Consider the following 2,217-nt stretch of genomic DNA (forward strand, 5'->3'; position numbering starts at 1 on the left):
AGCCACGGCGGCAGCAGCCACCGGCTGGGCGACCTCGACCGGCGCGGCCTCGACAGGCGCGGCCTCGACAGGCGCGGCCTCTACCGGCGCAGTCTCGACCGTCGCGGCCTTGACAGGCGCAGTCTCAACCGGCGCGGCCTCGACAGGCTCAGCCTCAACCGGCTCGGCCTCGACCGTGACGGCGTCGACCGACGCAGCCTCGACCTCGGCCTCGAACTCTGCCGCGTCAAACTCTTCGCCCTCGAACTCCACAGCCTCGAGAGCCGCGTCGTCCGCCTGCTGCAGGAAGTCCGCCGGCAGCGCGTCGCCGAGCGACTGCGTCATCGGCGCCTTGTCCGCCGTGACGCCGGCGGTCTTGGCGGCCTCAGCCTTCGCCTTGTCCGCGGCGCGCTGGGCGGCGCGACGGGCCTCGGCCTTGGCCTCGGCCTTGTTCTTGAGCGGGCCGATGACCATGACCATGTTGCGTCCGTCGATGCGCGGAGCGGACTCGACCGCACCGACCTCGGCGACGTCGTCGGCAAAGCGCTGGAGGAGGCGGATGCCCATCTCCGGACGCTGCTGCTCACGACCGCGGAACTGGATCATGGCCTTGACCTTGTCCCCGGCGCCGAGGAAGCGGAGCGCGTGGCCCTTCTTCGTCTCGTAGTCGTGGGTATCGATCTTGAGCCGGAAGCGAATCTCCTTCAGAACCGTGTTCGTCTGGTTCTTGCGGGCCTCGCGGGCCTTGACCGCTGCCTCGTACTTGTACTTGCCGAAATCCATCAGCTTGCACACCGGCGGTTTCGCCTGGGGTGCTACTTCAACGAGATCGAGGTCAGCCTCTGCGGCCAGACGCAGTGCGTCCTCGATGCGCACGATGCCAACCTGCTCACCGGCAGGCCCGACGAGGCGCACCTCGGGGACGCGGATTCGCTCATTGATGCGTGGATCGCTAATGTTCAAGCTCCTCAAGTAGTCAAGGATGGCCCCGACAACGAGGAAGGCCCCCGATTGTCGGCGCAATCGGAGGCCTCGAAGGTCAGCGCCGCATAGGGCGCCGCGTCCGGCCGCGGTGGATTCCGCGGCGGGCGACCTGAGTACCCGGCAGCAATGCTCAAGGCACGCCGACGCGGGTGGGAGAGAACTCCGCTTGCAAACTGTCTGTCAAGTATACAGGGTCACGGCGCATGCCACTGACCACCGCGTGGGCCGCACGCGGAATAACGACATCCAGTCGGTCTGTGCCAAGCTTAGCAGCATGACTGATCAGACCCCGTCCTCGACCGCTGAGACCGATGTGAGCGCCGAAGTTCGCGACATTGCCGAGGTTCCCGCGGTCGAAGTGATCACGACGACGGCGGTGCACCTCATGAGCGCGGCGGCCGTCAAGGTAGGGCTCGCCGAGGGCCCCGAGGGCGAGGCCCTCAAGGACCTCGACGAGGCGCGCAAGCTCATCACGGCCCTCGCTGGACTCGTCACGGCGGCCGCCCCCGAGATCGGTTCCCAGCACGCCGCGCCGCTGCGCGACGGCCTCCGCTCGCTCCAGCTCGCGTTCCGCGAGGCCTCCCTCCTCCCGGACGAGCCGGGCAAGGGCCCCGGCGAGAAGTACACGGGTCCGGTCAACTAGCCGCGGAAGCCCGCCCGGCCCAACCCGCAGCCCGGCCCAACCCGTAGCCCGGCCTAACCAGCCAAGGTGCGGCGCCGCCGTCGGACGCCCTGCGCCACGAGCCCCGCCGCACACAGCACGACTCCCCCGATGCCGATCCCGGCGAAACCCGCCCAGGGACCCGCGACGTCGATCATGATCCCCGTGAACGGCGAGCCGAGCGCCGTGCCCGCGGTGAGCGCCGAGCCATACCAGCCCATGGCCTCGCCGCGACGACTCTCCTCGACGAGCGCGGCCACGGCCTCCGACGCCGCAGAAAGCGTCGGCGCGCACAGCAGCCCCGCCGGGAGCGCCAGGAGGCTCAGGCTCCACACATCGGTCGCGAAGCCCATCGGCACCGTGAGGGCGGACATGAGCAGGAGCAGGACGAGCGGGTGGATCCGCACCGTCATCGCCCCGTACACGAGTCCGCCGACGAGCGAGGCGAGGCACCACGCGAAGAACACGAAGCCAAGCTGCTCGCCCTGCCCGTTCCCGCGGAGGACGGCGACAATCCCCACGTCCGTGCCCGAGAGCACCATTCCGGAGCCCACCGCGACCACGAGGATGACGGCGACGGCCACCGTGAGCCA

Annotated in this window: 3 protein-coding genes; 1 reads left to right on the top strand and 2 read right to left on the bottom strand. The window is 69.5% G+C overall.

Annotated elements, in window-relative coordinates; translation table 11 throughout:
* Positions 1-942, bottom strand: a 942-nt coding sequence (gene infC / locus ACLN58_RS21295; protein WP_415857213.1) for a translation initiation factor IF-3, incomplete at its 3' end; no start/stop codon positions are given.
* Positions 943-1,237: 295 nt separating this feature from the next.
* Between infC and ACLN58_RS21300 the strand changes: the two genes are divergently transcribed.
* Positions 1,238-1,606 carry a DUF1844 domain-containing protein gene (locus ACLN58_RS21300; RefSeq protein ID WP_415857214.1) on the top strand — a complete coding sequence of 123 codons (369 nt, stop codon included), beginning with the start codon at positions 1,238-1,240 and terminating at the stop codon, positions 1,604-1,606.
* Positions 1,607-1,659: 53 nt separating this feature from the next.
* Here ACLN58_RS21300 and ACLN58_RS21305 read toward each other — a convergent pair.
* A partial coding sequence (locus ACLN58_RS21305; RefSeq protein WP_415857215.1) for an MFS transporter occupies positions 1,660-2,217 on the bottom strand: 558 nt, incomplete at its 5' end.

This window comes from Sinomonas sp. G460-2 (assembly GCF_047759905.1).
Classification (GTDB): Bacteria; Actinomycetota; Actinomycetes; order Actinomycetales; family Micrococcaceae; genus Sinomonas.

Excerpts from the sequence above, each read along its gene's own strand:
- ACLN58_RS21300 (WP_415857214.1), top strand. The coding sequence starts at position 1,238 with ATGACTGATCAGACCCCGTCCTCGACCGCTGAGACCGATGTGAGCGCC.